At 71.5% G+C, this 18460-nt stretch carries 11 protein-coding genes and 2 pseudogenes; 12 read left to right on the top strand and 1 reads right to left on the bottom strand.

Annotated elements, in window-relative coordinates; all coding sequences use genetic code 11:
* The first annotated feature begins 105 nt into the window (after positions 1 to 105).
* The 3 genes and pseudogenes from GFH49_RS20710 (at position 106) to GFH49_RS20700 (ending at position 2503) form a co-directional block, all read left to right on the top strand.
* The gene (locus GFH49_RS20710; protein ID WP_155057585.1) at positions 106 to 924 is read left to right on the top strand and encodes a phosphotransferase family protein; all 819 of its coding nucleotides are present in this window, start codon (positions 106 to 108) and stop codon (positions 922 to 924) included.
* A 149-nt stretch (positions 925 to 1073) separates the two neighbouring features.
* Positions 1074 to 1574: pseudogene (locus tag GFH49_RS20705) on the top strand (TniB family NTP-binding protein); the annotation flags it as partial.
* A 59-nt stretch (positions 1575 to 1633) separates the two neighbouring features.
* A complete protein-coding gene (locus tag GFH49_RS20700) occupies positions 1634 to 2503 on the top strand; it encodes a TniQ family protein (RefSeq protein WP_230396399.1) in 870 nt (289 codons plus the stop codon).
* A gap of 251 nt (positions 2504 to 2754) precedes the next feature.
* On the opposite strand, the gene GFH49_RS20695 is transcribed toward GFH49_RS20700, so the two are convergent.
* Complete coding sequence (locus GFH49_RS20695; RefSeq protein ID WP_230396398.1) at positions 2755 to 3285, bottom strand: metallophosphoesterase family protein; 531 nt, start codon at positions 3283 to 3285, stop codon at positions 2755 to 2757.
* A 135-nt stretch (positions 3286 to 3420) separates the two neighbouring features.
* On the opposite strand from GFH49_RS20695, the gene GFH49_RS20690 reads away from it, so the two are divergent.
* From GFH49_RS20690 to GFH49_RS20650, 9 genes and pseudogenes are all read left to right on the top strand, one after another.
* On the top strand, positions 3421 to 4266 hold the full coding sequence (locus GFH49_RS20690) for a hypothetical protein (RefSeq protein WP_155057583.1): 846 nt from the start codon (positions 3421 to 3423) through the stop codon (positions 4264 to 4266).
* Between the two features lie 48 nt (positions 4267 to 4314).
* Positions 4315 to 5454 carry a hypothetical protein gene (locus tag GFH49_RS20685; RefSeq protein WP_155057582.1) on the top strand — a complete coding sequence of 380 codons (1140 nt, stop codon included), beginning with the start codon at positions 4315 to 4317 and terminating at the stop codon, positions 5452 to 5454.
* On the top strand, positions 5451 to 6962 hold the full coding sequence (locus GFH49_RS20680) for a hypothetical protein (protein ID WP_155057581.1): 1512 nt from the start codon (positions 5451 to 5453) through the stop codon (positions 6960 to 6962). The genes GFH49_RS20685 and GFH49_RS20680 overlap by 4 nt, the downstream gene beginning before the upstream one ends.
* Positions 6952 to 8301 carry an AAA domain-containing protein gene (locus GFH49_RS20675; RefSeq protein WP_155057580.1) on the top strand — a complete coding sequence of 450 codons (1350 nt, stop codon included), beginning with the start codon at positions 6952 to 6954 and terminating at the stop codon, positions 8299 to 8301. The genes GFH49_RS20680 and GFH49_RS20675 overlap by 11 nt, the downstream gene beginning before the upstream one ends.
* Positions 8302 to 8507: 206 nt before the next feature.
* Positions 8508 to 10043, top strand: a complete 1536-nt coding sequence (locus GFH49_RS20670; RefSeq protein ID WP_155057579.1) for a DUF2397 family protein — start codon at positions 8508 to 8510, stop codon at positions 10041 to 10043.
* Positions 10040 to 11335, top strand: a complete 1296-nt coding sequence (locus GFH49_RS20665; protein WP_155057578.1) for a DUF2398 family protein — start codon at positions 10040 to 10042, stop codon at positions 11333 to 11335. Before GFH49_RS20670 ends, GFH49_RS20665 begins: the two co-directional genes overlap by 4 nt.
* Positions 11332 to 16341, top strand: coding sequence for an SbcC/MukB-like Walker B domain-containing protein (locus GFH49_RS41015; RefSeq protein WP_155057577.1), 5010 nt, complete (start codon positions 11332 to 11334; stop codon positions 16339 to 16341). Before GFH49_RS20665 ends, GFH49_RS41015 begins: the two co-directional genes overlap by 4 nt.
* Complete coding sequence (locus GFH49_RS20655) at positions 16341 to 17573, top strand: DUF2399 domain-containing protein (RefSeq protein WP_155057576.1); 1233 nt, start codon at positions 16341 to 16343, stop codon at positions 17571 to 17573. Before GFH49_RS41015 ends, GFH49_RS20655 begins: the two co-directional genes overlap by 1 nt.
* 574 nt (positions 17574 to 18147) lie before the next feature.
* A pseudogene (locus tag GFH49_RS20650) lies at positions 18148 to 18460 on the top strand (IS21 family transposase); the annotation flags it as partial.

Raw genomic sequence — 18460 nt, 5'->3', positions numbered from 1 at the left:
CAAGTAACCACCTTGGTGACACCATCGGCGAAGTCCGGTGGCGCCCCAGATAGGCCAGAGGAAAGGGGGCGGTCCTGCCCCCTACACCTGGCAGGATCGCCTCCCATGAGTTCTGACCGATGGAGCACCCACACGATCGAGATGGGTCCCGACAGCGTGATCAAGCGCTTCCGGGACGCGGATCGCGAGCGGTGCGAGCGCGAGTGGCGTGCCCTGAGACTGCTCGACACATACGTCCCCGGGCTCGCACCGCGACCCATGCCCGCCGATCCCTCAGCCGCAGTGCCCACCGTGGTGATGTCCCGACTCATCGGCAGACCTCTGCGCGGGCGCCCCATCGACGAGCGGCAGACCAAGGCCCTGGCAGAAACCGTCGCCGCGCTGCACAGCGCAGTGCCGTCGTCAGCACTTGACGAAGTCCCCCTCAGACCAGGACGTCAAGGCGAGCTCATCGCCCACATCGACACCTGGTCCGCGCGCATCCCCGCTCGCGCCAGCAGCCCGGTGTCCCGGGCCATGGCCGCGGGCCTGGCGTGGCTGGCCAAGTCGGGCCTCGAACCTTCGGGCGAGCCATCAGTGCCCACAGTCTTCGGCCCTGGCGACGGCAACCTCGCTAACTATCTTTGGGACGGCTCGAAAGTTCGGGTCGTCGACTTCGAGGACTCCGGCCGCAGCGATCGCGCCTTCGAGCTGGCGGAGATCACTGAACATGTGTCGAGCTGGGTGGAGCACCCTCTTGATGTCCCGGCGTTCCTGGGGCACTTTGACCTGACCCTCGTTGAAGCCTCCCGGCTCCGAGAGTGCCGACGGCTCCTCGCCCTCGTCTGGCTGTTCCTGCTCTCTTTCGACGATCCAGACCATCCCAGGAACCCTCCCGGCACGGCGGATCGGCAGGCCGACCGTCTGCTGGAACTGCTGGACTGAACAGACACCCCTGCCACCTCGATAGGCGGGATGCGTCGCACGAGACAACTCGGACGAGCAATAGCATCGGCCGCACACGACCGCGCGGACATGTAGTCTATGAATCGTCGCAGTTCAGAGCCGGTTCACGAGCTCCTGCGGTCGGTAAAGTCGACGAGATCCACCGGCTCAACCCCCGCACCTCCAGCGGCTCCGAGGCCGCCGACTGGCTCAAAGACCTCACCGAACGCGTGCGGGCCACGTTCGTCTACGCGGGCATCGACGTCACCGACAGTGCCGTTTTCACCGGGCTGCGCGGCGCGCAGCTGGCCGGGCGTGCCTCTCTGATCGACTGCGGGGCACTGCCCGCCCGAGCTGGCCAGCGGGAGCCGTTCCGGGAGCTGATCGCCGCCCTGGAACGCGCCCTCGACCTGCACGCCCACCGCGCGGGCAGCCTGCCGAAGCTGGCCCCCTACCTGCACGAACGGACCGCCGGACGCATCGGCAGCCTCTCCCGCCTGATCCGCCAAGCCGCCATCGAAGCCATCCTCGATGGCAGCGAACGCATCACCAAGACACTTTTGGACGGCATCGCGCTCGACCACCTCGCCGAAGAGCACTACCGGCCCCGCAACCCCGCCCGCCGCCGCACCCGCCCCAGCGGCCGGTGACCTCCCCGGCCTCAACCAGGCCATCGCCCCCGGTGCGGGCCGCCACCGCGTGGCCATCCGTGCCCGGTCCGCTGCGCGTACGGCCGCTGCCCGGCGAGGCCACCGCCTCCTACCTCACCCGCCTCGCCGCCACCTACCGCCTCAGCCCCGCCCAGCTCCTCGACGGACTCGGAACCACGGTCACCGGCACCGAGAACGCCCCGCCCGCCGCCGAGATCCGCCTCAGCACCGAAGCCGCCCGCCGCCTGTCCGGCTTCGCCCGCATCCCGACCGCGCACCTCACCCGTGCCCTGCCCCATCTGCGCCCGCCCGCGCCCTCGTCGGCCAAGATCGGCGTGCACGGCACGGCCACCGCCCACTGGCATGTGGTCGAGCCCGCCCTGCAGCCGTTGCCGGCGTGCACCGCCTGCACCATCCGCCGCAGCCCGCACACGTCAGCCTCCGCGTGGATCCACCCGTCGCCGGGCCTGCCCCGGATCATGATCTGCACCCGCCACCAGCAGGCATCGAGCGACCCCAGGCATCCCGCGCCCCTCGACATCCGGGCTGTCCCCGAACTCACCCAAGCCCACCTTCGCGCGCGCCGCCCGGCGACACCGGTCTCCCTGAGCTGGGCATCGACGATCACCACACGCTGGTACGACCACCATCAACACCTGCACCAGCGCTGGCGGATGCGCCTGCACCGGCTCATCGCCGCCAACCCCCACATCCCCACGGGCCCGGCCTCCCCCGCCCTGACTTGCCGGGACCTGATCACCTATCCCGAGACCCTCACCCTCGCCGCGGCCCTCGACCGCCTGCGCCCGCACCCCCTGACACGCACACAGCAGACCGCCTTCCTCCACCACCTCGCGGGCCACCTCCGACTGCCCCGCCTCGCACCCGCCGACCACGACCTGCTCTGGCAACGCCTGCACACCCGCTGAACCAACACACGCCCCTCGCTGCCCGGCCCTGACAGAACAGGCTGACAACTCCCGTACCTATAGACGCGCCAACTACCCTGCGCAAAAACCACCACCACACTCAACTCACTGCGCAGCCATAAACGTCCAGCTCAGCCCACGTGCCACCCGTCGTCGGCGCCATGGCCCCACGTAAGCCTCCCCCGCCGAACAGGCATACCGCTCACTACAACTGAGCAACAGCAGACCACAACCAAGATCAATAAGCAGGCTCACCAGCTACGCCACACCTGGACGATGCGTATCCGCTCGGTGTAGGCCGCGGTTGTCATGCCGGGGTCGGCGAAGTCGTAGGTGAACCGGTTGGGGTGCAGGTACGGCAGCGCGCCGATGCGCAGTGTCAACTCCTCGCCTTTGGTGGGGTATTCGGCCACGAGCAGCCCGTCGGGGCGGGCGTCGGTGGCGAAGCGGACCCGGACCTCGTCCCCTTCGCGGGTTCCCATGTCGCTCAGCATGAACTTCAGGAACGCCAGGACGTAGGTGGTGTCGTGGTTGCCGGCGACGACGACCACGGGCGCGATCTCGCCGAGGCGGCGCAGTGCCTGCGCCGCACGGCGCAGGTCGTCCAGGCTCGGCCGGGAGCTGTCGAACAGGTCGCCGCTGTGCACGATCAGGTCGGGGGCGAAGTCGGCGGCGATGTCGATGATCTCGTCCAGGACGGCGTCGACTTCGGTGTCACGCCGGTAGCGGCCGATCTGGCGGCCAAGGTGCCAGTCGGAGGTGTGGAACACACGTCCCGTCACGGGGTGCCTCCAGGGGAACGGTCTGCGGAGCGGCGCGGGCTGCGCCGCTGCGGCCGGAGGTTCGGTGGCGCCGACTGTACACCGGATCTCGGGAAGAAGTCTGGAAAGCTCTGGAACTCTGGTAGCCTCTGGGGCATGAGTGATCCGCTGGACGCCTTGGAGAAGAGCATCAGCACCCTGCGCCGCGCGATCCGCGACGCTTCCGCCGCCGGTGACACCGAGCGCGCCGGCGAGCTGCGGATGCAACTGCGCCGCGCCGAGCGGGCCTGGGACGCCCTCGTCGACGCCGACGAACCGGCCACCGCCCCGCCTCACCCCGTACCGGCAGCGGCTCCGGCCGCGCGGGGGTCACAGCTCCCGGCGCGCGAGCACGTCCACCGTGCCCTGATGCTGCTCGGGACCCCGGCCGCCCCCAAACTGATCGTCGGCGTGCACGAGGCGTTCTTCCCGGGCGAGCTGTCCGCGTCCAAGCTTTCCAGCCTGCGCCGGGACGAGGAGCGCTCCTACCGGTCCAGCCCCGGCGCCCGGCCGTACTACCTGTGCCCGGCACTGGCGCACGACCTGCTGACGCCGGTGCGGGCGCTCATCACCATCAGCACCTGGACACTGGACCAGCGAGTGATCGGCCCGCTGTCGCCGCGCGTGGACTTCCTCACCAGCGCGATCCGCATCGCCGAGGCCGTGCGCACCTCGGCCGAGTCCACAGCCGGCGGGCCCGGTCCGGAGGCGCTGCGGCTGCTGTGGCGCTTCGCAGTGAACATCCCCGACGCCCTGCCGAGGAGCGTGGCCGGTCACGAGAGCGCGATGGACCCGCAGCAGGTGATCGACGCCGCCGGGGCCGAGCTGGACGTGCACGCCGACGCCGACCGCGCCGCCCGGGCGGAGGCCGCACGGCGGGCACGCAAGTCGCTCAAGGACGACCAGCAGTTGTTCGGCGCGCCCGCGCAGGGCGTGACGTACCTGCGGACGGCCCGGGCCTGACTCCTGACGCTCAGCAGTCCCTTCTCCCCCGCAAGGATCTACGAGACCGTGAATGCACCAGTCGACGAACGCCTCGCCGCGCTTCGCGGATCCGCGAAGCGCCTGGACTACAACGCCCGGTCGCTGGCGGCCCTGCAGAACAACCCGCGCTGCACGCTGCGGGCGCTGCTCGACGCCTCCGGCTCCGACAAGGCCGCGATCGCCGCGCACGCCGGCCACCCCTCGCCCTTCGGCCAGTCCGTCTTCGCCCTCGCGCGCGGAAACGCCTTCGAGACGATGGTGAAGGACAACGGCTGCGCGGAGCTGGTACGGGTCCTGCGCGAGACCCTGCAGCTGACGCTGCCGGAGGTGGGGTACGAGGACCTGAACAACGTCGGCGGCGACGGCCGCGCCGCGGTGCGCCACGACCGCACCGCACAGGTCCTGCTGCAGGCTGCCCGGGGTGACGGTGACGGCACCTTGTTCGACCATCCGATGCTGCGCCTGCGGGTCGGCGGGCACGAGGCGTTCCTGGAGCCGGACCTGGTGGCCTTCCGTATCGACGGGCGCTTTCACATCGTGGAGATCAAGAGCTTCCCGATCCTCGACGGGCAGGCCGATCCCACGCAGGTGCGGGCGGCGACCACCCAGGCGTGCGCGTACATCATCGCGCTGCGCGACCTGCTCGCGCGGGCCAGTATCGACGGGCAGGCCGTGTCCGACACGGTCGTGCTGGTCGCGCCGAAGGACTTCACCAACCGGCCGACCGCGGCGTTCGTCGACGCCCGCAAGCAGGTGGCCGCACTGAGCCGCCAGCTGGCCCGCATCGCGCGCATCGGCGACCTGGTGGACCTGCTGCCCGAGGGCCTCACCTTCGATCTCGACCTGGATGAGGAGCAACGGCCCCGGCGCCCGGCCGGGGAACTGGCCGCATCGCTGGATCGGGTCCTCGTAACCTACCGTCCGGACTGCCTGAACCACTGCGAGATGGCGTTCTACTGCCGCAGCCGTGCCCGCGCGGAGGCCTCGCTGGATGTCCTCGGGCCGGTGGTGCGCGAGCAGTTCGGTGGTATCGACACCACGACCATGGTGATGGGACTGGCCCACGGCGAACTGCAGCCCAGCGAGGCCCAGTCCGAGATGGCCGACGCCCTGCGGCACGCAGCACGGCTGCGCGCCGAACTGGAAGGCCTCGGAGGTGCGGCGTGAGCATACTGTCGGCGTTGGCGCATGTGCAGGCGATGGAGTCGATGCGGGCGGTGCCGCTGACCGAGTTCCGGCACCGGCGTCTGTCGGGCCGGCCGCTGGTGATCGTCCCGCTGGCCATGGCTGGCGAGGCCGGGGCACCCCTGGCCGCGATGGTCGGCTCCGCCAGGAGGAACGGTACGCTGCTGGTCGTGCCGCAGCCCCGCAACCGGGACCAGCGGTTCGCGTTCGCCGCCGGCCTCGGCCGGATCGTGGTGGACTACATCGATTCCTTCCGTCACAACCGCCGCGGTGAAGACGAGCGTTCCCTGTACACCGACGCTCCGCAGGTCCTGGTGCCCAACCCCGGCGGCGTCAAGGCCCTGGCCGATCTGGGACGCATGTGCCGCTTCCGCTCGACGTCCGGTCCTCACGCGGTGCCGGATGTCGTCCCCGAGTTCGGCATGTGGCTGACGTTCCTGGTCGACAGGGCCGAGCAGGCAGGCACCTCCCTTCTGCTGCCCGTCACCGGAATGCTCGCCGAGCACTGGGCGACCGGCCAGAGCACGCTGGAGGACCAGAACCTCGCCTCCCTGATGGCCTGGATCGCTCCCCCGGCGGGCCTGAGCGTCGAGCAGGCCATGGCCGAGGCGGAGAACCCGGACGTGTGCCCGCCAGCGGGCCCGACGACCTCCCCCGAGTTCGACAACCGCGACCTGGCGCCGGCGATCAGACGGTTCGACACAGCCCGCGCCCTCGGTGACCCGCGTGCGCTGGCCACCGCCGAGTCCGACCTGCGGGAGCTGATCGCGGGGCAGATCCAGCCCACCTGGCGCATGGTGTGGGAGGCCATATCGCTGCTGCGGTCCGTGCCCGAGGCTCCGCAGACCGCCAGGCGCTTCGAACGCGATTGCGCGGCCTTCACCCGCTACTCCGACGACCGGGACGCCGGGGGCCTTCCGCAGCGCAAGCGGGACACCGCGATCGGCGCGGCCCGGAGGCTAAACCGGCTGGAACGCGCGCTGGCCGACTTCGAGTCCGAGACGGCGTTCGACGACCGGTTCGTGCGGGCCGACCGGCGTAGCGCCGGGGAGGCGTTCGCCGGGACGGTCGTGGAGACCGAATCCGGCCGGACGGTCACCACGGTCAAGAACAGGCGGGTGCCACGGCCGCGGGTCACCGTCCGCACCGAGGATCCCGTGCGGCTGGCCGCCGACACCACGCTGATCAGCCCAACCATGCCGACCAGTCACAAGGCCGTGATCGTCTCCGTCCTCCCCGACGGGGACGCCACGCTGGTCATGGTGGAGGTCACCGGCGGGATGGGGCGCTCTGTCGTCCCGAAGCCGGGCACGGTGCCGGAGCTCGGCCAGAGCATCGACTACCTGCCCGACCCGGGGTGGCGCCCGGAGCCACGATTCCCGGTGTCCGATCACACCCCGTGGACGCACAGTGCCGGCCCGGACGGGCCGGGCATCGAATCCGCCGTACCCGAGGACGCCGCCGCAGAGGAGTGGGGCAATGACGACTGACGACACCACCGCGTTCGACGCGTCCGCGGCTGCGGGCGCCGCCACCGCGGCGATCCTGGCCGACCTGGCCGACTCCCGGCACAGGGCCGTCGTCGTCGACTCCCCGCCGGGCGCCGGCAAGAGCACCCTGGTGATCGACGCCGCCCAGGAACTCACGGCGGGCGGCGAACGCCCGATCATCGTCGCCCAGACCAACAACCAGGTCGACGACCTGATCGAGCGGCTCGCCGAGAAGCATCCCGACCTTCCCCTCGGCCGTCTGAGCGCAAGCACCTACAGCCCGCCGCAGTCCCTGAGCGAGCTGACGAACACCACGATCGGGCACACCCTGGCTGATCTGGCCGGCTGCCGGATCGTCGTCGGTACCGCCGCCAAGTGGGCCACCGTCCGCGACGCCACCACGTTCGGCTGGGCCATTCTGGACGAGGCCTACCAGATGCGCTCGGACATGCTGCTGCAGATCGTCGAACACTTCGACCGCGGTCTGTTCGTCGGCGACCCCGGCCAGCTGGACCCCTTCACGATCGTCGGCACCGAACGCTGGATCGGGCTGCCGCACGACCCGACGCAGAACGGCGTCAGCGTGATGCTGGAACACAACCCCGGCATCCCCGTGCACCGGCTTCCGGTGTCCTGGCGCCTGCCCGCCTCGGCCGCACCGACCATCGCCCAGGCGTTCTACCCCTTCAACCATTTCACCGCCGGAACCGAAGAGGCCACCCGCGCCCTGGAGTTCAGCACCACCGGGTTCGCCCGCACCGACCTGGACGAGACCCTCACCAAGGCGTTCACCACCGGCTGGGCCCTGCACGAACTGCCCCGCCGGCACGTACCGCGCACCGACACCGAGACCCTCCGGACCGCCGCCGATCTCGCCGCCCGGCTGCTGATCCGCGGAGCGGTTGCCACCTGCGAGCGCCACCCGGACGGACGGCCCCTGAACGCCGGTGACATCGCCATCGGCGTCGCCCACCGCGACCAGGCCGACCTGGTCCGGGCCGCACTCGCCCGGACCGGGAACCCCCGCGCGCGGGGCGTGGCGGTGGACACCGCAAACCGGTTGCAGGGCCGCGAGTTCGAAGTCGTCGTCGTCGTACACCCGCTGTCCGGCCGCCGGGACGCCACCGCCTTCCACCTGGAGGCCGGGCGGCTGTGCGTCCTCACCTCCCGCCACCGGCAGGCATGCATCGTCGTCGCCCGCGAAGGCATCACCGACCTCCTCGACAGCCACCCCTCGATGGACCCGGTGCATCTGTCCGTGCGCGCCAAGTTCCCCGACGGGTGGGAGGCCAACCAGGTCATGCTGGCCAAACTCGCTCAACACCGCGTCGCCGCATGATGCCCGTACAGCACCCCATATCCGGAATGCCCGGGCGCGCAGCCTTCCCGTCTGCCTTGGTGGACGGCCGGGACGGGAAAGTGCTGGTGGGTGGCACTTTGCGTCTGGTGTAAAACGGCCGTTATTCCGGGTTCGTGGGGGATCTGTCAGTGGTGGCCTTCAGACTAGGAAACTCTGTGCACGCGGGGAGCGTACGAGGGGGCGGTATGGATCAATCGCGACAGTGGTGGCGGAGCGTTCTGTCCAGCGACTGGACCGTGTTCGCCTTGCCCGAGGACCTGGTGCGGGAACGCTATACGGCCCTGCTGGCCGCGTTGGAGGAATTGTCCACCCGCGGCCCGATGTGGACACCGGCTCAGATCCTCGAGCAGCTGCACATCGTGGGCTACCACGATGGGCTGTCCGAGGAGCAGTTGCTGTCGTCGCTTGAGCAACTGGCCAAGTGGGAGCTTGCCAAGCCGTTCAGGGACTATGCGGCGCCGGTGCGCAACTACCGCGGGGTGATCTCGCGGCAGGAGGCCTGGGCGCTGACGCTGCGGGGCCGGGCGCTGGTGGCCGCCGTACGGGCAGCGGTGCTGGACTCCCGTCGTGCACTGCAGCTGCCGAGCCGATTGCTGGACGGTGTGGAGCAGACGGTCCGCCGGATGCTGGAGCATTTCCAGAGCGATCCTGGGCTGCTGACGGGTGATCTCGATGATGTGCGGACGCGGATCGATGAGCTCCAACGGGTGACGGCCGACTTCTACGGTGCGCTGGCGCAGATGGTCCAGTCCGATGTCACCGACGACGACGTGTTCGGCAGGAACCGGGACCGGGTGCTTGAGGCACTGCGGCAGTTCCCGCGGGAGTACGGGCGGGCGCTGCGGCGGGTGGGAGACGCGCTGACAGCGCTGCGGGAGGTGGGCCACGGTCCGGTCGTGGAGACCGCAGCCGTGCACGCGGGTCTGGTGGATCCGGCCGAGCAGCAACGCTGGGTGGACGAGCGGACGCGTCGCTTGGCCGACTTGGAGGCGTGGTTCACGCCTGACGGGACGGTCTACCGGCTGATCGCTTCGGCCACCGGTGCTGTGCACACGCTCCTGATCGCGATCGACCGGCGGTACGCGGCCAGGAGACGGGGTGCGGATCTGGGAGCCGACTTCCGCTCCGTGGCACGTAGCCTGCACCGGCAGGGCGACGAGGAGCAGGCGCGGCGCGTGTACGGCGCGGCGTTCGGGGACTGGCCAGCGTGGCACGCCCAGATCGGGCCCGCCGAGGAAGACGTGGCACATGCGACGGTGGCGGCGGCCGGACTCACCGTGCACCGCGTAGAAGTGACGCTGCGTGAGCATGAGCGGGTGGGAAGACCTGGTGGCAGGCCCCGGAAGCTGGCGGACACCACCGTGGACCGGGAGAGCGCGCTGGCGCTGGCACACGAGGAGGCGCAGCTGCGCCGCCGGTTTGCCCGAGTGCTGGTGACGCCTGGAGAGGTGGGGTTGGAGCATTTCGCAGGGTTGGCGGCAGATGCCTCGGTGATCTTGCTGCGGGCGGTCGAGGCGGCGCTGCAGGAGTTCGACCCGGTGCTGGGGTTCGGGTCCGCGGTGGCCGAAGGGGCCAACGTCGTGGTGCGGGTACGGCCGGGGGTGGCGGACCGGCAGGTCCGGGTGGAGTTGGCCGAAGGGGTGCTGACCGGCCCGGATCTGCGTATCCGTGTCGATGCGAGCGAGCGGGCCGACGAAGCGGTCGCGCGGGGGGCGGCATGAGTGGCGAGGTACTGGAGGCCGATCTGCGGGATGCGGCCCGGGCGCTGGTGGATCGGGGACGGCTCCGGGCCGAGGCTGAGCCGGAGCTGTACCGGGCAGCGGTGAAGGGGCAGGCCGCGTTGGCGGGGCTGTTCCGGTCGGAACTGGGCTGGACGTTCGAGGTGCTGGAGGTGGCGCAGCTGGTCCGGCTGCACAAGCGGCGTGTGGATGTCCCTGGTGACCGGGGACCTTCGGTGGCCCGCGGCGGAGGCCGTCCGGTGCTGCTGTCGCAGGAGGCGCTGGTGCTGGTGTGTCTGGTGTGTGAGCAGTTGTGGCGACGGCCGCGGTTGAGCGTGCGGGAGTTGATGCAGGCGCTCGCGCAGGTGTGCGCGGAGGAGGCTGCCGCGGGTGGGCTGCCGCGGGTGCAGTGGGTGGCCGGGGAGGGGACGTCGAAGCAGGAGGCCCGCTGGCACCGGCAGAATCTGGTGGACGCGTTGCAGGTGCTGGAGGCCGAGGGTTCGGTGGAGGCGGACTCCGACCTGGAGCGGGTCGTGGTGGACGAGGACGCTGACCTTGTGGTGACGGCTTCGAGGGACCGGCTGGCGGCGCGGTTCTCGTCGCTGTCCCCCGCGCTGCTCGGCCTGGACGCAGTGCCCCCGCAGGAGCACGCGGCGGCACTGTCGACCGCTTCGTTGCTCGACCCGGTGGCACCGGAGCCGGACCAGGCAGCGACGGTGGAGGAGCGGCGGCTGCAGGCGCTGCGGCGGCTGGTGGACGACCCGGGCGTGGATCCCTTCGACGAGCAGACGCCGGGGACGGCGTACCTGCACACGCTGGCCGGCCGGGAGCGGGGGCTGGCGCTGCTGGCCGGCTTGGGGTTGGGGGTGACAGTGCGCCGGGACTGGTGGGAGGTCACCGATCCCAGTGGGCTCGGGACCGCGATGGACTTCCCCAACGGGCGGCGGATGGAGCGGCAGGCCGCGCTGGCGCTGCTGGCTCATCTGTCCGAGCGGGACCGGGCCGGTTCGGTGGTGCAGGTGGGCGACGTGGTGGAGCTGCTGGAGGGGGTGCGGGCGGTGATGCCGAACTGGGCGGCCGGTCACAAGGCGCAGCTTCCCGCGTTGGCACGGGCAGCGATCGGTGAGCTGGCAGCGGCGCGGCTGCTGGTGCCGGTGGTGGGTGAGGCGGAGCAGTGGCAGGCGACGCCTGGGGTGCACCTGTGGCGGGTGCGGGTGGCGCACGCCGCCCGCAGCGCGGCGGGGCCGGAGCCCGGCGAGGCGTCCGGTGTGGAACCGGCTGAGGGGGATGTGTGAGGATCGCCGGAAACGGGCCCGTCGGGGCCGAAGGCGTCGGGCTGGGGGTGCCGGTCGCACAGGGCCGCTGGCAGCCCACGCGGGCCGGGGTGGTGAACTCCTGGGCCTGGGCGGAGGAGGAGCTGCTCTTCGGCAACGGGTGGCTGACACTCGCGGGGCCGAACGGGTCGGGGAAGTCCTTGTCTGCGTCGATGCTGGTCACGGTGCTGCTGGACGCGGACGTGTCGCAGACTGCCTTGTCGGTGTCGGGGAAGGCGGCGGGGACGCTGCTGAGCCGGCACACCGACCGGGACGAGCAGCAGGACCGCACGGGGGTGTGGTGGCTGGAGTACGGGCGGCGCACCGATGGCGGGGCTGTGGAGTATGTGACGACCGGGTTGTGGCTGAGGGCAGTCGGCAAGGCGGTGCACCGGGTGTTCTTCCTGGCGCGGGGCCGGGTCGGGGAGCAGCTGCGGCTGCAGGTGGACCGGGAGCCGGTGCGGATCGGTGACCTCGCAGCGCAGTTGGCTGCCTGTCAGGGGCAGGCCTTCACCTCCAGCGCTGCATCTGCAGCGTCGAACCGGGCGCGGTTGTCGGAGCATCTGCGGGTAGTCGGGGACGAGCACGACTACCGGCGGGCGGTGCGCGAGGAGTTGTTCGCTCCGCTGGACGAGGTGCAGTTCGACGCGCTGGTGGGGGTGCTGCGCAGCCTGCGCAGTGTGCGCACTGCGGAGGCGATCTCCGCGGCCGAGATGGGCCGGCTGCTGTCCAGCGCACTGCCTGCACTGGACAGCGAGCGGCTGACGGTGATCGCTCAGGCGATGGAGCGGATCTCCGAGCTCGAGGACCAGTTGGAGCGTGCCCGGGCGGAAGAGAAGCTGCTGCAGGGCGCGGAGCGGACGTATCGCCGGTATGTGGAGGCAGTGGCGGTGGTCGAGGCCGCCTCGCTGATCGCGGCAAACACCGGGTTCGACGCTCAGACCAGGCGTGAGCGCCAGGCGAGCGAGGAGGCGCAGCAGGCCGGGGCGCGGGAAGCCGAGGCCGTAGAGCTGCTGGCCGGGACACGGGCCGAGATCGGGGAGTTGGAGGGGCGCAAGAACGCTGCGGAGGAGGAGCTGCGTGGGCACGCGGGCGCGGTCCTTCCGCAGCGTGAGCAGCGGGCGGTCGAGCTGGCCGCTGCCGCCCGCACGGCGGCCAAACGGTCGGACGAGGTCGGTGGCGAGGCTTCCCGGGCTGAGGGCGCCGCCCGGGAGTCGGCGGATGGCGTCCGGTCGGCGCAGGGCGCCGTGTCGGCGGTGTCCGGGCCACTGCGGGTGGTGGGGGGCCGGCTGGGCGCGGATGCGGCCCTGGAGGGACTGCTCGCCCTCGACGAGCGGCTGGTGGCGGCCGAGGCCACGGCAGTGGCCGCAAGCGTGGTCGATGAGGCGTGCGCGGCGCCGCTGGCGTGGGTGGACACCCGGCTCTCCCAGTTGCGGAAGGTGGAAGCCGCGCTCGGCGACCATGCAACGGCGCAGGGGCTGGAAGTCGCGGCGGCGGCCGATCTGCGCGAGGCCGAAGGGATCGAGGAAACGGACCGGGCCACGGCCGACCAGGCGGGCAGGACGCGGGCGCGTGCCGAGGACACGCTGCTGGAGGAGATGCGGCAGTGGGCGGACGCGGCAGTGGAGTTGCGCGGTCCCGCCCTCGAACTGCTCGTACGGGACGGTCGCGGCGACGGGGAGCGGTTGCCCGTCGGGAAGCTGACAGCAGGGCTCGCTCAGGTCGCGGGCGAGGCGCGGGCGAGGATCGACGCGGCAGGGCACCACCGGCAGGCGGCCGCGGACCGCGCGGTGGCCGAGCAGGCGGCCGAGGCATGGGGGCAGGCACGCACGCTGTGGGAGGAGGAACGCGGCGCGGCCGAGCAGGCCGCGCAGGCGTTGTCCGGGGCGCAGGCGGAGGCCCGGGAGCAGGACGCGGCCGAGCAGGAGGCCCGGGAGCAGCACCAGGAGACGCACCGGCGGCAGGTTGCACAGGCGGAGGCCGCCGTCGCGCAGGCTCAGGAGGCAGCGGACGGGGCCGGATCGGCGGCCGTGGCAGCATGGGAACAGTGGCAGGGCCTGGTCGGCGTGTGGCGGCGTGACGCGGTCCTGATCGACGTCGGCATGGTGCCGGAGCCGGCCGGGGACGGGGCCACGGTCGACGCCGCGCAGACAGTCGCGCAGATCCAGGTGTCCCTGGAGCGGGCGCACGCAACGGCCGCCGGGCAGCTACAGCGTGCGGTGGACGCCGCCGACCAAGCAGCGGGACTCGCGCAGGAGACGGTCCGTGACCTGGAGCAGCAACTGGAGCAGGCCCAGCAAGCGGCGCCGGTGCCACCCGCACCGCCGTGGCGCAGCCGTCAGCCCGTGGACGGCACCCCGTTGTGGGCGCTGGTGGACTTCGCCGAACACCTGACGGACGAGGCCAGAGATCGCCTCGAGGGTGCTCTGCTGGTCAGTGGCCTGCTGGACGCACTGGTCCGCGCCGACGGGCAGGCGGTGACAGGGGATGTGACCCTACGCCCGGGAGCTGCGGTGGCGTCGGGGGCGAGTCTGGCGGACGTGCTACGGCCCGACGCACAGGGCCGGATCGCCCCCGAGCGGGTCCACCAGCTGCTGCGATCGATTCCCCTGGACCCGTCGGCGGGCGATCAAGTCACCATCGCGGTGGCGACCGCGGTCGCGCCGGACGGCTACCAGGCGCGGTTCATCGGGCGAAGTGCCCGCGAACGCGCCCGGCTCCAGCACGTTGCCGGCCTGGAGCAACAACTCGACCAGGCTCAGGGCGCATTGCACCGGGCACGCGAGGAAGCCGCGCGTGCCCGCGCCCGGGTGAACGCCGCCGCGACGGAACGGGACCACTTCCCCTCCCCCGCCGGGTGGGAGCAGGCCCGCGAGAGGTGGCAGGGCCTTCTCCAGGCGCTGCAGGAGACCCGCAACCAATCCGCTCAGGACATCCGCCTGGCCGAACACGGGCTGGCGCAGGCACTGCACGCCCTGGACGCGGCTGCCGCACGGCGCCGTGCCGCGCTGGAGCTGCTGGTCCAGGATGCACGGCACACCGAACAGGTGGCGGCCACGGCACTGACCACCGCCCGGACGGCTGAAGGCACCGCGCGGGAGACGGCCCAGACCGCGGCCGCCAGTCACACCGGGTGGGAGCAGGCGAAGGATGCCCAGGCGCAGGCCGATACCGAGCAGGCCGGTTTCCCGCCGCTGGATCAGGTCTTCTCGGCCCAGCAGCAGGAGGACGACGCGAGCGAGCAACTGCAGCACTCCATCAGGCGCACGGCCGACGCGCGCGAGCGGCACCGCCGGGCCGGCGAGGCCGTGCGCCAAGCGCTGCGGGCGTTGAACCGGGCAGCCGACGCGGGCGGCGGCACCATGCTGCCCACGGATCCGAAGGCGGCCGGCGCCCACCGTGAGGACACCACCTTGATGTTCCGGCAGGTCGAGGCCTGGCGGGGTGCCGCAGGGCGGGTGATCGACCTCGCGGGACGGGCACGCCAGGACGCGGCAACCGCCGGGCGCTGGCGGACCCTGGCAGCCGACGCCGCCCGGGAGGCAGAGCAGACCGCCGTGGATGCGGGGCGCGAGAAGGCGGCCGTCGAGGAGATGCGGCGCCTGCACGGCGCCGAGTACGAGGAGCTGCGCGCCTCGCTGCAGGAGGTCACCGGTGCGCTCGACCGTGCCCGGGCACGCGTGGAGGAGCTGCAACGCGCCAAGGAAGAGGCTGCTGCTGACGCGGCGTCGGCCCGGGCGCGGCTGGATGAGGTCGCGCCGCTGCGCCAGGCAGCCGAGGAGCACCGCGATGCCTGCCTCACCCGGTTGGGCCGACTCGTCGACGAAGGCCTGGCACTGGTCGGCGAGGACATCTCCACCGGGCCGGAAGGCCGGCCCGCGAACCTGACCGCGGGACTGGCCTGGGCCAGGCACCTGCTGGCCGACCGCCCCACCGGGCCAGGCACAGGGGTGGGGACGGATCGGCTCGCCGCGGCGTCCCGGGCCCGGGACGCTGCACTGAAGACCCTCGAGGGCGCCGCCCGCACCGCCAACAGCGCACTGGCCCGGTTCAACCGCCAGGTCATCCTCACCAACGTATCGGGCACCGGTTGGCAGCGTGCCGAGGTCGCCGACCCGGCCGCCGCCCGCGGCCAGGACCTGCGCGCAGCGGTGGAGGCGCTGCGCGGGGCAGTCTCCCAGCTGGAGCGGGACCTGCGCGCCGACATCAAGAAGGCCATCAAGACCAGCATGTTCGCCCAGCTGCAGAGCGACGTCCAGGTCCGCCAGGATCTCGCGCAGCGACTGGTGCGGCAGATCGGCCAGACCCTGGCGGACGTGCGCACCGGGGTGGCCCGGGTGGGCGTGAAGGTCGAGTGGGCGGTGCGCAAGGACACGGACGCGAAGGCCATGGTGGAACTGGTGAAAAGTCCCCCCTCGGACGAGATGTTCGAGCGGATGTATGACGTGCTGCGGCAGCGGATGGACGAGTCCGTCGGGGACACGTGGGCGGACCGGGTCGCGCACACCTTCGACTACCGGGCCTGGCACGAGTGGACGATCTCGGTGACACACTCCTCGTTCAGCGACGGAGACGGTGACCGCTTCAAGGAGGTCAAGCCGCGCGGCATGAACCCGCTGGAGACGTTGTCGACCGGGGAACGGCGCCTGGCCACGATGCTGCCCCTCCTGGCGGCCGCGTGGTCGATGTACAGCGGGGAGTACCGCGGGCCGCGGCTGCTGTCGATCGACGAGCTGGACGCGGCGTTCGACGACGCGAACCTTCGGCAGATGCTGGGACTGCTGCGCCGGTGGGAGTTCGACGTGCTGGCGACCGCACCGTCGATGACCCCAGTGATCAAGAAGGAGGCCGGGCAGGTCGTCATCCACCAGGTCATCACCAGCGGGAAGCACCGCGTGACTGTGCCGTGGCTGTGGCAGGGCCACGGGGAAGCGCAGCCGCTGACGCTGGACCTCGGCCCGGGCTTCGACGATGGGATCGCCGGCTGATGGGCACGACATGGGAATGGGTCGCGGCCGATGAGGCACTCGCCCCGCTGTGGGCCGCCGTGCACGACCGGCTGTGCGCAGGGACGGATCCGGCAGCAATGGCGAGTGTGCGGGTGACCGGTCTGCCGCCGGCAGGGGTAGCGGCGTTGCGGGCGTGGCTGGACGACGCAGGGCGGCTGCGGCGCGGCACCTCCGCGGTGGTCGTGGACGCCCGCGGGGCGCGAGTACCGGTGCGAACGCTACGCGAGGTACTGCGGCTGGAACCGCAGGACTTGGTGGCACTGGTGGAGCAGGCTGTGGGACGGCCGGTGGTCAACCGCGCGCGGCAGCGCACGAGCGACACGGCGCTGCGCCAGGATGTGTGGCAGTACGCGGCCGCACAGCTGCCGGCGTGTCCGGGGCTGGTCGCGCGGATGCGCGCCGCCGGGATCGGCGTCGACGAAGGCACAGGGGTGCGCAAGCTGGTCGACGCCCTCGCCGCCGTGGTGACACGGCTGCCGGCCGAACCGCCGGTCTCACTGCCCAAGCTCGCCCACGACACCGCCGGCGACCCCCATTTCTTCGACCTCGACACCCTCGCCGGCAGCCGGCTCGTCACACTGGTCGCCGAACTGACCGGACAGGTGGAGCCGACACGGCCGGACCGAATCCGCGCCCTGCTCGAGCAGACCGGAGTGGTACCTGACCGGCTCACCGCCACCGTGCTGCTCCACCACGTCCAGGCCACAGGCGACGGACCGGTCGACCGGCGCCTGCGCGACGCCGCCGCCCCAGTCGCGCTGCACCTGTTCGACCTGACCCGCACTCCCCCGCGTCTGGACCCGACCCAGGTGCTCACCGTGGTGGAGAACCCCTCCGTCCTCGAAGCCGCCCTCGCCCGCGGCCACACCGCGCCACTGGCGTGCACCAGCGGGCAGTTGCGCGCCGTCGACCACGCCCTGCTGCAACTCGCCGTCGACCAGGGCGTGGCGCTGCAGTACGCAGGCGACCTGGACGGGCCAGGGCTCGGCATCGCGCACACCGTCGCCCGCCTGTACGGCGCCAGACTCATCGCCATGGACCTGGCCACACTCCACGACGCCGGAACCCACCCGTCCGCAGTGCTGCTGGGACCGCTCCCCGCCGAAGGCATCGACCCGCAACTCGCCCGCGAACTGCACGACGTGGGGCGGGTGGTGTTCCAAGAACACGACGCCGTTCTGGACCGCCTCCTCCCACCCGCCTCGACGTAATAGAGCCGGTGCGCCGAGGTCGCTGCGGTGATCAAGGCGTGACGCAGTTCCCACAGGGGAGAACCGGGTCAATGGCCGTGCGGCAGCTGTGCAGCATGGGTCAGCAGGCGACGGGCGTGGGTACGGGCGGCGTCGTATCAAGGGGTGGTGAGTCAGATCTCGACCTGCCCACGGGCGGCGTTAGATCCGCACCAACGAAACGGTGCCGTCCTGCGCGACGTGGACACGGCCAGGGTGCCTGCCGGGCTTTGGGCATGCGAGACGGAGGGGGCGGGCTCGCTCGATAACATGCAGCACCCGCCGGCCGATAGGCGCCGCTGATCATGTTTTGAGGAGCCTTTGTGTCCAGCCGTATCCAGCCGGTGCACCCGGGCGATCCCCGCCGCATAGGCCCCTACCGCGTCATCGGGCGGTGGCATTAACGCTTTGAAGTGGCCCCACTTTTTCGGTCCGAACTGGCCCCACTGTCGGGGCGCACGGGAGCGTTCGGGGGTTGTTTCGGCTTGAGTTGGCCCCACCCTGGTGGCCCGAACTGACACGCTCGGTGTGGGCCGCCGTGAGGGGGCGATGCCGGGTGGCGTCCACGAAGGAAGAACTGTTCCTGCTGATACGGCGTGACTCGTGGCGGGAGGGCCTGTCGGTACGTGCGCTGGCGCGTAAGTACCGGGTGCACCGTCGGCTGGTGCGGGAGGCTCTGTCGTCGACCGTGCCTGCTCCGCGGCGGACGCCGCGGCGGCATTCACCGCGGCTGGAGCCGTTCAAGAAGACGATCGACCAGTGGCTGCTGGAAGATCTGGACGCGCCGCCGAAGCAGCGGCACACCGTCAAGCGGATCCTGACGCGGCTTCAGCAGGAGCTTGGAGCCGACATCGCCTATACAACGGTGT

The organism is Streptomyces blattellae (assembly GCF_009709555.1).
Classification (GTDB): domain Bacteria; phylum Actinomycetota; class Actinomycetes; order Streptomycetales; family Streptomycetaceae; genus Streptomyces; species Streptomyces blattellae.
The sequence above is the reverse complement of the archived record's forward strand: the minus strand, read 5'-3'. Positions and strand labels throughout refer to the sequence as shown.